The following is a 13252-nucleotide window of genomic DNA, read 5'->3' on the forward strand; positions in this document are numbered from 1 at the left end:
GAACCCCTCCCCATGCGCCGCGTCCTCGCCTGCCTGCTGATCCTCGCCGCCCTGGCCGGCTCGGCCACGGCCCAGACGGCCAAGCCGACGCGCGTCGTTCCCGCCGCCCCCAGCAGGGCGCCGCCACAGGACGACACCCCCGCCCTGCCGCCGCCGCTGATCCCGCTGACCGGCGCCGCCCAGGCCCGCGATCCGGACCAGTGCCGGTCGTCCTGCAACCGCACCTACTTCTTCTGCCGGGCCAACGGCGACGACGACAGCTGCCCGACCCAGTGGATGCAGTGCAAGTCGCGCTGCACGGCCACCTATTCGCCGCGACTGCTCGGCAACTGAGCGCGGCCGCCCAAGGCGGTTTGACGGCTGGCATAACGCTGATACGCTCACCTGAACAACGATAAGTCAGGGAGGGGGCGATGACCTCCGCTACGCCATCCGCACGGCTTCCCAAGGCCTGCATCATCGGCGCGGGCTGCAGCGGCTTCACCACCGCCAAACGGCTGAAGGACGCCGGCGTCCCCTATGACTGCTTCGAGGCCTCCGACGACGTCGGCGGCAACTGGTACTACAGGAACCCCAACGGGCTGTCGGCCTGCTACGAAAGCCTGCACATCGACACCTCGAAATGGCGGCTGGCCTTCGAGGACTTCCCGGTCCCGCCGGACTGGCCCGACTTCCCGCACCACAGCCAGGTCCTGGCGTACTTCAAGGCCTATGTCGCCCATTTCGGCCTGCGCCAGACCATCACCTTCAACACCAAGGTGCTGCGCGCCGAACGCACGACCGACGGCCTGTGGTCGGTGAGCCTGTCGACCGGCGAGACCCGGCTCTACGACGTGCTGATCGTCGCCAACGGCCATCACTGGGATCCGCGCGTTCCGGACTATCCCGGGACCTTCGACGGCGTCGCCTTCCATGCCCACGCCTATAGCGACCCGTTCGACCCCGTCGACATGCGCGGCAAGACCGTGGTGGTGGTCGGCATGGGCAATTCGGCCATGGACATCGCCAGCGAGCTGGCTCAGCGCCCGATCGCCGGCAAGCTGATCGTCTCGGCCCGGCGCGGGGTCTGGGTGTTCCCCAAATACCTGAACGGCAAGCCGTTGGACAAATCCGCCATGCCACCGTGGATGCCGCGCCGGCTGGGCCTGAAGATCGTCCGCGCGCTGGTCCGCAAGCACCTGGGCCGGATGGAGGACTACGGCCTGCCCAGGCCCGACCACCAGCCGCTGGAGGCCCATCCCTCGGTCAGCGGCGAGTTCCTGACCCGGGCCGGCTGCGGCGACATCACCTTCAAGCCGGCGATCAAGGCGCTGGAGGGGCGCGAGGTCCGCTTCGCCGACGACAGCGTCGAGGCCGTCGACGTGATCGTCTTCGCCACCGGCTACAGGATCAGCTTCCCGTTCCTGGACGATCCGGCCCTGGTTCCCGACGCCGACCATCGCCTGCCGCTGTTCAAGCGGATGATGAAGCCCGGCGTACCCGACCTCTTCCACATGGGTCTGGCCCAGGCCCTGCCAACCCTGGTCAATTTCGCCGAGCAGCAGTCCAAGCTGGTCGCCGCCTACCTGACCGGCCGCTACGCCCCGCCCCCGGTCGCCGAGATGCGGCGCATCACCGCCAAGGACGAGGAGCGCCACACCGGCCACTATTACGCCTCGGCCCGCCACACCATCCAGGTCGACTTCGGGGTCTATTGCGCCGACCTGAACAAGGAGATCGCGGCCGGCGAGAAGCGGGCGCGAACGGCCGGCGGGGCCTTGCCCGTGCCGGCCCGCGCGCCGCACGCCTTGCCACTGGCGGCGGAATGAGGCGGCGCCTTGCGTCCTTCGAGGCCCGCTGCGCGGGCGCCTCAGGATGAGGAACTCTGTCGCTGAATCCCTCATCCTGAGGTGCGAGCCGAAGGCGAGCCTCGAAGGACGCACGGCCTCGCCGCGAGCTGGAGCTTGCCCCCACCGCGGAATGAGGCTGAAATCATGACGGGGCGTCATCCGCGCCTCGCCACGAGTCGCGTCCGATGTCGAACATCGCCTATTTCCCGGTCCGTCCGTCGCCGGAGGACAACCGTCCCGGCAAGCGCGAGCGCACCAAGGTGGCCAACCGCCAGGCGATCCTCGACGCGGCGCGGGCGGTGTTCGGCGAGCTGGGCTACGAGGCCGCCACGGTGCGCGACATCATCCGCCGCACCGGCTTGGCCTCTGGCACCTTCTACAACTACTACAAGTCCAAGGAGGAGGTGTTCGACGCCCTGGCCGACGACGGCGCGCGGCGCTTCCGGCCGATCCTGCGGGCCGAGTCCGACAAGGCGGTGGACTTCGAAAGCTTCCTGCGCGGCGCGATCCGGGCCTATTTTGACTTCCTGGCGGCCGAGCACGAGAGCTGGCGGATCAACCGGCCGGCCGGTGAGGTCTTTCCCCACGCCCGCGCCACGCCCGAGATCGTCGCGGTGTTCGACGAGGTGCGCGCGGCCTTCGCCAAGGTTCTGGCGCACGACCACGCCCCGGCCGTGGACCTCGACTATTTCACCGCCGCCTGCATCGCCGTCGCCCGCGAGATCGGCGACAAGATGCTGGAACGCCGGCCGGTCGACGTGGACAGCGCCGCCGACTTCGCCGTCCGGATGATCCTGGGCGGCCTGCCCGCCCTGCCGCGTCCCTGACCTCACCGCGACCGCACAAGAAAGAGCCCGAATGGCCGACCCCGCCGTCCAGAAGTTCATCCTCAAGGCGCTGATGTCGCTGCCCAGCCCAGTGCTGCGGGCGATGTCGGGCGGCGGCACGGTCTATCGCGGCGGGCGAACCCTGGACCCGCGCTTCCAGTTCCTGGCCGCGGCGGCCGCCAGGATGCCGTCGATGACCACCCTGTCGCCGGACGAGGCCCGCTCCGCCAGCGCCAAGGGCCTGGCGGCCATGAGCGGTCCGGCCGAGCCGGGGGTGCGCAACGAGAGCCTGTCGATCGACGGCCAGGACGGACCGATCCGGCTGCGCGCCTACCGCCCCGCCGACCAGGACGGCGCCGCTCCGCTGATCGTCTTCGCCCATTTCGGCGGCGGGGTGATCGGCGACCTGGAGACCTGCCACGCCTTCTGCGGGATCCTGGCCCGCATCGCCCGCACGGCGGTGCTGTCGGTCGACTACCGCCTGGCCCCCGACCACCGGTTCCCGGCGGGGCTGGACGATGTTCTGGCCGCCTTCCGCTGGGGCCGCGACAACGCCGCCCGCTTCGGGGCCCCGGCCGGGACGGCGGCGATCGGCGGCGACTCGATGGGCGGCAACTTCGCCGCCGTGGTCGCCCAGGAGATGAAGCGGACGGGCGAGCCCCAGCCGGCCCTGCAGCTGCTGGTCTATCCCGCCGTCGACGTGGCCAGCGAGACGCCGTCGATGACGACCTACGCCGACGCCTATCCGCTGAGCCGGCCGATCATGGACTGGTTCATGGGCCACTATATCGGCGCCGACGCCGACCCGGCCGACCCGCGCCTGTCGCCCGACAGAACCGCCGACCTGTCGGACCTGGCGCCGGCCGTGGTGGTCACCGCCGGCTTCGACCCGCTGGTCGACCAGGGCGAGGCCTACGCCAAGCGCCTGATCGCCGCCGGCGTGCCGACCACCTACCGCTGCTATGACAGCCTGGCGCATGGGTTCACCGCGTTCACCGGAGCCGTGCCGGCGGCAGACGCGGCCTGCCGGGAGATCGCCCGGCTGGTGCGGGCGGCGTTCGAGGCTTCTTCTCCGTTGTCATCCCGGGCGTAGCGAAGCGAAGGCCCGGGATCCAGGTGAACCGCACCGCCTTCGCCCAGTCCCCTGGGTCCCGGACAGCCTCTGCGAGGCTTCCGGGATGACAACCATCGTGCGGATGGATTGATGCGCGCCCTCGTCGTCGAGACCCTGGACCCCGACTTCGCCGGCTGCGCCGTCCGCGAGGTTCCCACGCCGCAGCCGGGCCCCGGCGAGGTGCTGGTCCGGATACGCGCCGCCAGCGTCAACTTCCCGGACCTGCTGATGACCCGGGGCGAATACCAGTTCCAGCCGCCCCTGCCCTTCACGCCCGGCCTGGACCTTTCCGGCGAGGTCGCGGCGCTGGGCGAAGGCGTCACGGGTTGGAGCGTCGGCGACGCCGTGGTCGGCGGGGCGCGGCTGGGCGGGTTCGCCGAATATGCGGTGCTGGCGGCCGAGGCCCTCAAGCCCAAGCCCGCGCGGCTGTCGTTCGGCGAGGCCGCCGCCTATGGCGCGGCCTATCTGACGGCCTATGTCGCCCTGGTCCGCCGGGCGCGGCTGGAACCCGGCGAGTGGGTGCTGGTGCACGGCGCGGCCGGCGGGGTGGGCCTGGCGGCGGTCGACCTGGCCAAGGCCCTGGGCGCGCGGGTGATCGCCGCCTCGGCCTCCGACGAGAAGCTGGCGGCGATCCAGCGGCTCTACGCCCCCGACGCCGTGGTCAACGTCACCGGCGGCTTCCGCGAGCGGGTCAAGGCGATCACCGGCGGACGCGGGGCCGACGTGATCTATGACCCGGTCGGCGGCGACGTCTTCGACGAGAGCGTCCGCTGCATCGCCTTCGACGGCCGGCTGCTGGCGGTCGGCTTCACCTCGGGCCGTATCCCGACCGTCTCGGTCAACCTGCCGCTGATCAAGGGCTTCTCGGTGGTAGGCGTGCGGGCCGGTGAGTACGGCCGGCAGTTTCCGGACAAAGGCCGCGAGAACGCCCAGGCGGTTTGGCGGATGGCGGACGAAGGCGTGATCAGCCCGCACGTGCATGCCGAACTGCCGCTGGACCGCTGGCGCGAGGCGTTCGAGCTGTTGGCCAATCGACAGGTGATCGGCAAGGCGGTGATCTTGCCAGCCCCCTCAACCCAAGCCTGACCGCACGGCAGGTTTCCATCGTTCTCCGCGCGCGTTATGATCTTGCCATGTCCAGCCGACGCGCCCCCGCCGTTTCGCACCCTTCCGAGGACGTCCTGCATTCGGCCGACGACCAACGAACCGCCGCGATCCTGGCGCAGGCCGATCTCGATTGCGAAGCGGGTCTCGGCCTTCGCGGCCAGGACGCCACGGCGTTTCTCGGACGCGTGCTCGACGATGCTCGGGCCCGGGTCGCGGCCGCCAAGCGCGGCTGACCTCATTTGATCCGCGAACTGGTCGTCTCCCCGCGTGCGGAAGCCGACATCGTCGCTGCGGCGGACCGGTTCCTGGCCTATGGCGGTCCAACGCCTCATGCGCTCCGCCGCCTTGAAAACCTCATCGAAGCGCTCGAAGACCTCGTCAACGCTCCCGTCACGTTCAAGGTCAGCGACAGGTTCGCCGGCGTGCGCGAGCGGATTGTCAGCGGCTGCACGATCTATTTCCGCGTCGTGCCCGACACCGGCGAGAACGCCACCGCGGGCGACGTGCGGATCCTGCACGTCAAGTTGCCTGGCCAGGACGATCCGGCTTGGCTTTAGAAAGGCCGCCACCAAGCCCCTGATCCGACTCGCCTTCGTGTCGGACTCCGGTTGACAGTCGCCGCCCCTTCCCTTATCCACCGCCCCTCACTCGCGGCGGCCCTCCGGCTTCCGCGTCCCATTATTATCGGAGCCACCTCGTGAAGCGGACATTCCAGCCGTCGAAGCTCGTGCGAGCCCGCCGTCACGGCTACCGCGCGCGTATGGCCACCAAGAACGGCCAGAAGATCGTCGCGCGTCGCCGCGCCAAGGGCCGTAAGCGCCTGACGGCCTAACAGCCTTTCTCCCGCTTGCTGCGGGAACAAGACCATGATGGAAGCCGTCCTTTCCTCGAACCGGGCCCAGCGCCCGCGCCGGAAAGGGCGGCTTTTTTCATGACCGAGACCCCGGTTGCGCCCATGAAGATCGAGCGCCTGAAGAAGCGTCCCGACTTCCTCAAGGCCGCCAAGGCGCCCAACCTGGCGCGCGGGGCGGTGTTCATGCAGATGCGCCCGCGCCACGACGACGACCCGCTGATCCGGGTCGGATTCACCGCCACCAAGAAGATCGGCGGCTCGGTCGAGCGAAATCGCGCCAAAAGACGCCTGCGCGAGGCCGCCAGGCTGCTTCTCCCCCTTCATGGCCGCCCCTGTTGCGACTATGTGTTCATCGCCCGCGGCGGAACTGGCCAGCGGGACTGGGGGCGTTTGCTTGACGATGTCAAAACCGCGCTGATAAGCCTCGCCGCCGACCTCGATCGCGCGGGCCCGGGCGCGACGCCCGTACCGCACGCCCCCGCCGCGTCCGATTCCTCCGTTTCTGGTTAAGTCCAACCCATGCAGAACGACTCCAACAAAAACACGCTGATGTTCATCGTCTGCGCGTTTGCGATCCTGATCGGCTACCAGTTCCTGGTGCTGGGTCCGCAGCAGAAGCAGCGCGAGGCCGAGCTGCGCGCCAAGAAGGCCGCCGAGGCCCAGGTCGCCGCCCAGCCGGGCATGACCCTCGGCGCCGACGGCACGCCCCAGCCGCTGAAGCTGTCGCGCGACGAGGCCAAGGCCCAGAGCCCGCGCATCGCCGTCGACACCCCGGCCCTGTCGGGCTCGATCGCCCTGAAGGGCGCCCGCATCGACGACCTGTGGCTCAAGCGCTTCACCCAGACCGCCGACAAGAACTCGCCGCCGGTCGAGCTGTTCCGCCCCGAGGGCGCCGAGCACGCCTGGTTCGCCGACTTCGGCTGGGCCGGGATCGCCGGCATGAGCGGCCTGCCCACGCCCCAGACCGTGTGGACGGCCGCGCCCGGCCAGGTGCTGCGCCCGACCACTCCGGTCGTCCTGACCTATGACAACGGCCAGGGCCTGGTGTTCACCCGCACCATCTCGGTCGACGCCGACGCCATGTTCACCGTCGCCGACACCGTCCGCAACCAGGGCGGGGCGGCCGTCGCCCTGGCCCCCTACGCCTCGGTCCAGCGCCAGGGCATTCCGACCGAAGGCCCGCACGGCCTGGGCAAGACCCAGATCGTCTACGAGGGCGGCATCGGCGTGCTGGGTGGCATCGACGGCGTCAAGGACGGCAAGTACCTGCTGCAGAACCAGGCCAAGTACCCCAAGTGGAAGAAGGACAAGCCGCTCCAGGACAACCTGGAATCCAAGGGTGGCTGGATCGGCATGACCGACAAGTACTGGCTGGCGGCCCTGGTTCCCCAGCAGTCGGAGATGATCAAGGGCCGCTTCCAGGTGAAGCCGGTCAGCGGCGTCGACGTCTATGAATCGGCCTTCACCGGCGCGCCGCGGTCGCTGGCGGCCGGCGCGACGATCACCAACACCACCCGCCTGTTCGCCGGCGCCAAGACCGTGCCGCTGCTGACCCGCTACGAATACGGCGGCAAGCCGGTGGTCTGGTGGCAGTTCTGGAACCGCCCGACCGCCGCCATCCCCAGCTTCGACAAGGCCGTGGACTGGGGGATGTTCGAGGTCATCACCCGGCCGATCTTCAATGTGCTGGAGATCTTCTACAAGCTGGTCGGCAACTTCGGCGTGGCCATCATGCTGCTGACCGTCACCCTGAAGCTGATCCTCTTCCCGCTGGCCGACAAGAGCTACGAGTCGATGGCGAAGATGAAGAAGATCGCCCCCGAGGTCGAGAAGCTGAAGGCCAAGCACAAGGATGATCCGGCCAAGCAGCAGCAGGAGATGATGGGCCTGTACGCCAAGGAGAAGATCAACCCGATGATGGGCTGCGTGCCCATGCTGGTCCAGATCCCGATCTTCTACTCGCTGTACAAGGTGTTGACGGTGACCATCGAGATGCGGCACGCGCCGTTCTTCGGCTGGATCGTCGACCTGTCGGCGCCGGAACCCACCACCCTGTTCAACCTGTTCGGGCTGATCCACTGGGATCCGGCCACCCTGCCGATCCTGGGCGCTTCGGTCGCCCACCTTGGCGTCTGGCCGCTGCTGTACGGCTTCACCATGTGGCTGACCACGGCGATGAACCCGCCGGCTGGCGATCCCATCCAGCAGAAGATCTTCCAGTTCTTCCCGATCATCTTCACCTTCACCCTGTCGAACTTCGCGGTGGGCCTGGTGATCTACTGGTGCTGGAGCAACGTGCTGACCATCATCCAGCAGTACATCATCATGCACCGCTACAAGGTCGAGAACCCGATCGACAAGCTGATCGCCCGCTTCAGCGGCAAGTCCGTCGGGGCCACCTGATGAGCGAGCTGGGTATGGACGAGCTGGGTTACGGCGAAGAGGAGATCGAGGCCGCCCGCGTGCTGTTCGCCCAGCCGGCGACCTTCATGATGGGCGCGGTCAAGATGGACGGCATGCCGGCCCCGACCCTGCCCGAAGTCGCCTTCGCCGGCCGCTCCAACGTCGGCAAGTCCAGCCTGATCAACGGGCTGGTCGGACAGAACCACCTGGCGCGCGCCTCCAACTCACCGGGGCGCACGCGGGAGGTCAACTTCTTCGTGCTGGCCGAGAAGCTGCGCCTGGTCGACCTGCCGGGCTACGGCTTCGCCCGGGTGTCCAAGAGCATCGCCGACAAGTTCCAGGACCTGGGCCGGGCCTATCTGCGCGGCCGGGTGAACCTCAAGCGCGTCTACCTGCTGATCGACGCCCGCCACGGCCTGAAGTCGGTGGACGCCGAGGCCCTGGACGCCCTGGACATCGCGGCGGTCTCCTACCAGATCGTCCTGACCAAGGCCGACAAGATCAAGCAATCCGAGCTGGACGCCACGGTCGACAGGACGCTGAAGGCGATCGCCAAGCGGCCGGCGGCCTTCCCGAAGGTCCTGGCGACCTCGTCGGAGAAGGGCTACGGCCTGCCCGAACTGCGCGCCGAGATCGCCCGGACGTGTCTTTCGTAACTGTACCGCCGTGCGTCCTTCGAGGCCCGCTTCGCGGGCGCCTCAGGATGAGGAGCGCCGTTGCTGAATCCCTCTTCCTGAGGTGCGCAACGAAGCGAAGCCTCGAAGGACGCAAGACCTCCACAAGATCGTTCTCACGCCTTAACCTTCCGGCCAGATCCGTCGGCTAAGGCCACGCCTCCCGTTTTTCGAAGAAATCCTCCCATGACCCGTCACGAACTGAAGACCTGGCCGCAGTATTTCGCCGCCGTGCGCTCGGGCAAGAAGCGCTTCGAGATCCGCCGCAACGACCGCGAGTTCGCGGTGGGCGACGTGCTGGTGCTGCGCGAGTTCGATCCGGAGCAGGACGCCTATACCGGCCAGGTCGAGGAGCGGCAGATCACCTTCCTGCTGTCGGAGGAGGACTACGGCGTCATCCACGGCTTCGTCGCCATCGGCTTCGGCGAGGTGGTCCACCACGGCGACATGCCGGCCGACGGCGCCCTGACGGCGGCGCAGCTGGCCCACTGGCACGAGACGACCTCCAACAACGCCGCCCTGCGCGCCCAGGACGCCCGCAAGGTGGCCCAGAGCTACGCCGCCCCCACCACCGGCCGCGCCGCCATGCCGGTCGCCGCCGACCGCCACAGCGCCGTGGCCGCCGCCGCCGAGGCCGAGGCCGCCTTCCACGCCGCGGCGGCCAGGATCGTGCGGGGGAAGTAGGTCGCATTGGTTGGGGACAGGCGCATGCGCCTGTCCCCGGTCCGGGGGTGCTGAATCAAAAAGGGCGGACCGCGTGGTCCGCCCTTTTTCGTTGCCGCCCTGGATGACGACCTAAGCCGCCTGGCTGACCTGGGCCGGGAAGACGTCGTCCATGCGCAGATAGGTGATCAGGCGGCTGTCCAGCGAGATGATCGCCTGGATGAAGCGCAGCTCGTCGGTCCCCAGGTCCGGGGTCGGCTGCAGGTGGTCGCGCGACACGGTGAAGGTCTCGCTGACTGCGTCGACCAGGATGCCGGCCAGGCGGTCCTGGCACTCGACCACGACGATGACGTGGCGGGTCTCGGGGACGGTGACGCCCAGGCCCAGGCGGTTGCGCAGGTCGATGACCGGCATGATCGCGCCCCGCAGGTTGATGACGCCCTTCAGATAGGTCGGGGCGTGCGGGATCGGGGTGGCCGGGGTCCAGCCGCGGATCTCGCGGACCGTCTTGACGTCGATGCAGAACTCCTGCTCGCCGATGCAGAACGAGATCAGCTCCAGGGCGGGTTCGGCGTGGTCGGTCATGGTCGGATCCCGAGGGTCGAAAGTCTTCGCGGCGAAGGCCGAAAACCGGCTTTCGCGTCGTCCGCCACAAGAGCCCGAGCGCCGTTTAATAACGGTTAATGCATCGCTTGCGGCACGGCGTCGAATTGTCGCGCGGGCTGGTCCTCCCCCTGTGGGGGAGGTGTCGGCGAAGCCGACGGAGGGGGGAGTGACCGGCAGGCCTCAGCCCGGATCGACGATCCGAAGACTCCCCCCGCCGGCCTTCGGCCGCCTCCCCCACAGGGGGAGGATCAAGGCTCCGACGCCCCCACGTCGCCCTCGTCGGTCAGGTTGAACTCGTACCAGACGCCGTTCAGCACGCCGAAGGCGACCGCCAGGCCCAGGCCCAGCACCCAGGTGAAATACCACATGGCTCAACTCCTCAGTACAGGGCCGGGTCGGTCTTCAGCGCCGCCGTGCTGGTCCGGCCCCACAGCACCTTGAACACCCAGGCGGTGTAGAGCAGCACGATCGGCATCAGCACGACCGTGACGATCAGCATGATGAACAGGGTCAGGTGGCTGGACGAGGCGTTCCACACCGTCAGGCTCGAGCGCGGGTCGATCGTGCTGGGCAGGATGAACGGGAACATCGACAGGCCGACCGTGGCCACGATCCCGGCCGCCGAGGCCGACGAGCCGCCGAACGCCAGGACCGCCGAGCGCCGCCACAGACCCAGCAGGGCCAGCAGAGCGCCGCCGAAGCCCATCACCGGCGCGACCAGCATCCAGGGATGGCGGCCGAAGTTGTCGAACCAGGCGCCCGGGCTGGCGATCGCGCTTCCGCGCAGCGGATTGGAAGGTCCGGCGGGGTCGAACGCGCCTTCGATGCGGAAGCCCAGGCGCGTGGCCAGCAGGCCGCCGGCCAGGAACAGCGCCAAGGTGGCGATCCCCGCCGCCGTGCCGAACTTGCGCGCCCGGTCCTGGACCGCCCCGCCCGCCTCGGCCTTGATGCCCAGCCAGGCCGCGCCGTGCAGCACCAGCATGGCGACCGACAGCAGGCCGCAGACCAGGGTGAAGGGGGTGAACAGGCCGAAGAAGGCGCCGTGATAGGTGGCGCGCAGGTCGCCATCCAGCTTGAACGGCGCGCCCTGCAGCACGTTGCCCACGGCCACGCCGAACACCAGCACCGGCACGAGGCCGCCGGCGAACAGCGCCCAGTCCCAGAACGCCCGCCAGCGCGCGTCCGGCCGCTTGGACCGGTACTTGAAACCGACCGGCCGCAGGATCATCGCCACCAGCACCGCGAAGACCGCCAGGTAGAAGCCCGAGAAGCTGACGCCGTAGACCAGCGGCCAGGCCGCGAAGATCGAGGCTCCGCCGGTGATGAACCACACCTGGCTGCCCTCCCAGGTGGCGCCGACGGTGTTGATCACCATGCGCCGCTCCTCGTCGGTGCGGGCGACGAAGGGCAGCAGGGCGCCCACGCCCATGTCGTAGCCGTCGGTCAGGGCGAAGCCGATCAGCAGCACGCCCAGCAGGCCCCACCAGATGATGCGCAGGGTCGGATAGTCGAGGGGAAGGTCCATGGATCCGATCTCCTTTAAGCGACGGCTTCGCCGGCGGGGCCGGCTCCGGGACGCCCCGGCGCGCCGGACGGGAAGGCCTCCTGCTCGGCGAAGGGGCCCTTCTTGATGGTCTTGAGGATCAGCCCGACCTCGACCACCGCCAGGGCGCCGTACAGCAGGGTGAAGACCACGATGCTGGTCAGGATCTGGCCCACGCTCAGCGACGAAGGGGCCAGGAAGGTCGGCAGCACGCCCTCCACCGCCCAGGGCTGGCGCCCGACCTCGGCCAGCACCCAGCCCAGCTCGGTCGAGATCCACGGCAGCGGGATGGCCGCCACGGCGAGCATCAGGAACCAGCGGGTGTTGTGCCTGCGCAGCGTGACCAGCACGAAGGCCGTGGCGAACATCGCGATCATCAGGAAACCGATGCCGGCCATGATCCGGAACGACCAGAACATCACCGGCACGTTGGGCACGGTGTCCCAGGCGGTCTTCTGGATCAACGCCTTGTCGGCCGTGCGCGGGTCGGCGACGTGGCGCTTGAGCAGCAGGGCGTAGCCGAGGTCGCGGCGGTGCGTCTCGAAGACGCCGCGCGCCGCCAGGTTCTTCGGGTCGGCCTTCAGGGTCTCCAGGGCGTCATAGGCGACCACGCCGCTCTCGATCCGGGTCTCGGCCTGGGCGACCAACTCGAAGATGCCGGCGACGGGCCGGTCCAGGCTGCGGGTGGCGATCAGGCCCAGGACATAGGGGATCTTGATCTCGTCATGGGTCTTGCGGGCCTTGAGGTCGGGGATGCCGAAGGCGGTCAGACCGGCCGGGGCGGGCTCGGTTTCCCACATGGCCTCCAGGGCGGCGAGCTTCATTTTCTGGTTGTCGGTCAGGGCGTAGCCGCTCTCGTCGCCCAGCACGACGACCGACAGGGACGAGGCCAGGCCGAAGGCGGCGGCCACGGTCAGCGAGCGCTTGGCGACGCTGACATACCGGCCCTTCAGCAGATAGAAGGCGCTGACCCCCAGCACGAAGACCGCGGCGATGGTGTAGCCGGCGCTGACCGTGTGCACGAACTTGGCCTGGGCCACCGGGTTGAACAGCACCGCCCGGAAGTCGGTCACCTCCATGCGCATGGTGTCGGGGTTGAAGGCCGCGCCGACCGGGTTCTGCATCCAGCCGTTGGCGACCAGGATCCACAGGGCCGACAGGTTGGTGCCCAGGGCGACCAGGAAGGTGACCAGCAGGTGGGTGACCGGCCGCAGCTTGTCCCAGCCGAAGAACATCAGGCCCACGAACGTGGCCTCGAGGAAGAAGGCCATCAGCCCCTCGATGGCCAGCGGCGCGCCGAAGATGTCGCCGACATAGTGCGAGTAGTAGGACCAGTTCATGCCGAACTGGAACTCCATGGTCAGGCCGGTGGCCACGCCGAGCACGAAGTTGATGCCGAACAGCGTGCCCCAGAACCGCGTCGTGGTGCGCCAGATCGGCCGCCTGGTCATCACATAGACGCTCTCCATGATCACCAGCATGAAGGACAGGCCCAGCGTCAGGGGCACGAACAGGAAATGGTACAGCGCCGTCAGGGCGAACTGCAGGCGGGAGAGGTCGACGACGGCGGGGTCCATGCAGCGCTCCGGTGGTCGTTGGCGATCGATCGCGCCAAGGACTTTCCACCCCTAGA

At 68.8% G+C, this 13252-nt stretch carries 16 protein-coding genes and 2 pseudogenes; 12 read left to right on the top strand and 6 right to left on the bottom strand.

The annotated features are described in order from the left end of the window. The first annotated feature begins 12 nt into the window (after nt 1-12). Nucleotides 13-333, top strand: a complete 321-nt coding sequence (locus ACSQ2G_RS15720; RefSeq protein WP_436032396.1) for a hypothetical protein — start codon at nt 13-15, stop codon at nt 331-333. Nucleotides 334-413: 80 nt separating this feature from the next. Next, entirely contained in the window at nt 414-1808 is a 1395-nt protein-coding gene (locus ACSQ2G_RS15725) for a flavin-containing monooxygenase (RefSeq protein WP_436032398.1), read from the top strand. Between the two features lie 4 nt (nt 1809-1812). On the opposite strand, the pseudogene ACSQ2G_RS15730 reads toward ACSQ2G_RS15725, so the two are convergent. After that, nucleotides 1813-1953 (bottom strand): annotated as a pseudogene (locus ACSQ2G_RS15730) (hypothetical protein); the annotation flags it as partial. Nucleotides 1954-2014: 61 nt separating this feature from the next. Between ACSQ2G_RS15730 and ACSQ2G_RS15735 the strand changes: the two are divergent. The 9 genes from ACSQ2G_RS15735 (at nt 2015) to yihA (ending at nt 8789) form a co-directional block, all read left to right on the top strand. Further along, nucleotides 2015-2656 (top strand): TetR/AcrR family transcriptional regulator, encoded by a 642-nt coding sequence (locus ACSQ2G_RS15735; RefSeq protein ID WP_436032400.1) that lies wholly within the window; start codon nt 2015-2017, stop codon nt 2654-2656. A gap of 31 nt (nt 2657-2687) precedes the next feature. Beyond that, nucleotides 2688-3749, top strand: coding sequence for an alpha/beta hydrolase (locus ACSQ2G_RS15740; RefSeq protein WP_436032402.1), 1062 nt, complete (start codon nt 2688-2690; stop codon nt 3747-3749). Between the two features lie 111 nt (nt 3750-3860). After that, a complete protein-coding gene (locus ACSQ2G_RS15745) occupies nt 3861-4856 on the top strand; it encodes an NADPH:quinone oxidoreductase family protein (RefSeq protein ID WP_436032404.1) in 996 nt (331 codons plus the stop codon). Between the two features lie 47 nt (nt 4857-4903). Next, complete coding sequence (locus ACSQ2G_RS15750; protein ID WP_436032406.1) at nt 4904-5110, top strand: hypothetical protein; 207 nt, start codon at nt 4904-4906, stop codon at nt 5108-5110. Between the two features lie 6 nt (nt 5111-5116). Then, entirely contained in the window at nt 5117-5434 is a 318-nt protein-coding gene (locus ACSQ2G_RS15755; protein ID WP_436032408.1) for a type II toxin-antitoxin system RelE/ParE family toxin, read from the top strand. 140 nt (nt 5435-5574) lie between these two features. Then, complete coding sequence (rpmH, locus tag ACSQ2G_RS15760) at nt 5575-5709, top strand: 50S ribosomal protein L34 (RefSeq protein ID WP_012284717.1); 135 nt, start codon at nt 5575-5577, stop codon at nt 5707-5709. 123 nt (nt 5710-5832) lie between these two features. Then, entirely contained in the window at nt 5833-6240 is a 408-nt protein-coding gene (gene rnpA / locus ACSQ2G_RS15765; RefSeq protein WP_404979906.1) for a ribonuclease P protein component, read from the top strand. Nucleotides 6241-6249: 9 nt separating this feature from the next. Continuing rightward, the gene (gene yidC, locus ACSQ2G_RS15770) at nt 6250-8133 is read left to right on the top strand and encodes a membrane protein insertase YidC (protein ID WP_436032411.1); all 1884 of its coding nucleotides are present in this window, start codon (nt 6250-6252) and stop codon (nt 8131-8133) included. Continuing rightward, a complete protein-coding gene (gene yihA / locus ACSQ2G_RS15775) occupies nt 8133-8789 on the top strand; it encodes a ribosome biogenesis GTP-binding protein YihA/YsxC (RefSeq protein ID WP_436032413.1) in 657 nt (218 codons plus the stop codon). The genes yidC and yihA overlap by 1 nt, the downstream gene beginning before the upstream one ends. A gap of 5 nt (nt 8790-8794) precedes the next feature. Here yihA and ACSQ2G_RS15780 read toward each other — a convergent pair. Then, a pseudogene (locus ACSQ2G_RS15780) lies at nt 8795-8902 on the bottom strand (hypothetical protein); the annotation flags it as partial. Nucleotides 8903-8993: 91 nt separating this feature from the next. On the opposite strand from ACSQ2G_RS15780, the gene ACSQ2G_RS15785 reads away from it, so the two are divergent. Further along, the gene (locus ACSQ2G_RS15785) at nt 8994-9491 is read left to right on the top strand and encodes an ASCH/PUA domain-containing protein (RefSeq protein WP_436032415.1); all 498 of its coding nucleotides are present in this window, start codon (nt 8994-8996) and stop codon (nt 9489-9491) included. 111 nt (nt 9492-9602) lie between these two features. Here ACSQ2G_RS15785 and ACSQ2G_RS15790 read toward each other — a convergent pair whose 3' ends face one another. The 4 genes from ACSQ2G_RS15790 to ACSQ2G_RS15805 form a co-directional block, all read right to left on the bottom strand. Then, a complete protein-coding gene (locus tag ACSQ2G_RS15790; protein WP_028037890.1) occupies nt 9603-10055 on the bottom strand; it encodes a chemotaxis protein CheW in 453 nt (150 codons plus the stop codon). A gap of 269 nt (nt 10056-10324) precedes the next feature. Beyond that, entirely contained in the window at nt 10325-10444 is a 120-nt protein-coding gene (gene cydX / locus ACSQ2G_RS15795) for a cytochrome bd-I oxidase subunit CydX (protein ID WP_035071806.1), read from the bottom strand. A gap of 11 nt (nt 10445-10455) precedes the next feature. Continuing rightward, entirely contained in the window at nt 10456-11601 is a 1146-nt protein-coding gene (gene cydB, locus ACSQ2G_RS15800; protein WP_436032417.1) for a cytochrome d ubiquinol oxidase subunit II, read from the bottom strand. Nucleotides 11602-11615: 14 nt separating this feature from the next. Then, nucleotides 11616-13196 carry a cytochrome ubiquinol oxidase subunit I gene (locus ACSQ2G_RS15805; protein ID WP_436032419.1) on the bottom strand — a complete coding sequence of 527 codons (1581 nt, stop codon included), beginning with the start codon at nt 13194-13196 and terminating at the stop codon, nt 11616-11618. Nucleotides 13197-13252 lie beyond the last annotated feature (56 nt).

The organism is Caulobacter sp. LjRoot300 (genome assembly GCF_964253875.1).
Classification (GTDB): Bacteria; Pseudomonadota; Alphaproteobacteria; order Caulobacterales; family Caulobacteraceae; genus Caulobacter.

Excerpts from the sequence above, each read along its gene's own strand:
- ACSQ2G_RS15785 (WP_436032415.1), top strand. The coding sequence starts at position 8,994 with ATGACCCGTCACGAACTGAAGACCTGGCCGCAGTATTTCGCCGCCGTG.
- ACSQ2G_RS15745 (WP_436032404.1), top strand. The coding sequence starts at position 3,861 with ATGCGCGCCCTCGTCGTCGAGACCCTGGACCCCGACTTCGCCGGCTGC.
- ACSQ2G_RS15750 (WP_436032406.1), top strand. The coding sequence starts at position 4,904 with ATGTCCAGCCGACGCGCCCCCGCCGTTTCGCACCCTTCCGAGGACGTC.
- ACSQ2G_RS15790 (WP_028037890.1), bottom strand. The coding sequence starts at position 10,055 with ATGACCGACCACGCCGAACCCGCCCTGGAGCTGATCTCGTTCTGCATC.
- ACSQ2G_RS15735 (WP_436032400.1), top strand. The coding sequence starts at position 2,015 with ATGTCGAACATCGCCTATTTCCCGGTCCGTCCGTCGCCGGAGGACAAC.
- ACSQ2G_RS15740 (WP_436032402.1), top strand. The coding sequence starts at position 2,688 with ATGGCCGACCCCGCCGTCCAGAAGTTCATCCTCAAGGCGCTGATGTCG.
- rnpA (WP_404979906.1), top strand. The coding sequence starts at position 5,833 with ATGAAGATCGAGCGCCTGAAGAAGCGTCCCGACTTCCTCAAGGCCGCC.
- yidC (WP_436032411.1), top strand. The coding sequence starts at position 6,250 with ATGCAGAACGACTCCAACAAAAACACGCTGATGTTCATCGTCTGCGCG.
- ACSQ2G_RS15725 (WP_436032398.1), top strand. The coding sequence starts at position 414 with ATGACCTCCGCTACGCCATCCGCACGGCTTCCCAAGGCCTGCATCATC.
- ACSQ2G_RS15720 (WP_436032396.1), top strand. The coding sequence starts at position 13 with ATGCGCCGCGTCCTCGCCTGCCTGCTGATCCTCGCCGCCCTGGCCGGC.
- yihA (WP_436032413.1), top strand. The coding sequence starts at position 8,133 with ATGAGCGAGCTGGGTATGGACGAGCTGGGTTACGGCGAAGAGGAGATC.
- cydB (WP_436032417.1), bottom strand. The coding sequence starts at position 11,601 with ATGGACCTTCCCCTCGACTATCCGACCCTGCGCATCATCTGGTGGGGC.
- cydX (WP_035071806.1), bottom strand. The coding sequence starts at position 10,444 with ATGTGGTATTTCACCTGGGTGCTGGGCCTGGGCCTGGCGGTCGCCTTC.
- ACSQ2G_RS15805 (WP_436032419.1), bottom strand. The coding sequence starts at position 13,196 with ATGGACCCCGCCGTCGTCGACCTCTCCCGCCTGCAGTTCGCCCTGACG.